Annotated in this window: 1 protein-coding gene; it reads right to left on the bottom strand. The window is 33.8% G+C overall.

The genetic code is table 11. From position 1 onward, the window contains the following. Positions 1 to 679: C40 family peptidase (locus tag AC1DUW_RS30425; protein ID WP_477644391.1), on the bottom strand; the 679-nt coding region annotated here is incomplete at its 3' end. Positions 680 to 979 lie beyond the last annotated feature (300 nt).

Genomic DNA, 979 nt, shown 5'->3' with positions numbered 1-979 from the left:
TAATTACTCCATCTTTATTGGTATCAAAAAATACTAAATCTCCTTTTTGCAGGCTGTTCGAAGATACAGGTTTCCCAATCTGAGATTGAGCTGATGAAGTTCGCGGTAAGGAAATACCTACAGCTTGGAATGCTTTCAATGTGAATGAAGAGCAATCAAATATGTCTGTACGTGATGTGCTTGCACCATAAACATACCTAGCTCCTAAATATTTCGCACCAGCAGCTAATATTTGATTTGCTTGGGCTGGATTAGATGATAGGGACTCTTTTTTAGCTGCAGATGATGTAGCTTTTCCAGAAAGTTTAATAGATTGACCAGCATGAATAGTATTTGCATTTGAAATACTTGGGTTTAAAGAAAGTAATGAATTTACCGTTGTATTATGTGCTTTAGCAATTTTGTCTAGGGTGTCACCTGATTTTACTTTATAGGTTTTACTTGAACTACTTTTGCTAGCCGTTGAACTAGATGTTGAGGCTTGTCCAGATACACGGATGGATTGGCCAATACGAATGCGATCTGAATTAGAAATATTAGGGTTTAATTTAATTAATGCATTAAGAGAAAGATTATATCTTTTAGCAATTGTAGATAAAGAATCCCCAAGTTTAACYACATATTTTTCTGTTGTATTAGTACTGTTATTCGTAGACTTGCTGAATTCACTAATTTTCAAAACTTGTCCTGGCAAAATAAGATTATTAGTCAACTTGTTTTTAGATTTTAATTTTTGGACAGTCGTTTTATGTGCTTTAGCAATTTTGTCTAGGGTGTCACCTGATTTGACTGTATAGGTATCACTTGAACTACTATTTTTAGCCGTTGAACTAGTTGTAGAGGCTTGACCAGATACACGGATAGATTGTCCAATATGAATACGATCTGAATTAGAAATACTAGGGTTTAATTTAATTAATGCACTAAGAGGAAGATTATATCTTTTAGCAATTGTAGATAAAGAATCCCCAAGTTTAAC

This window comes from Peribacillus sp. P4_C12, assembly GCF_056402095.1.
This window is presented reverse-complemented; position numbering and strand designations above follow the sequence as displayed.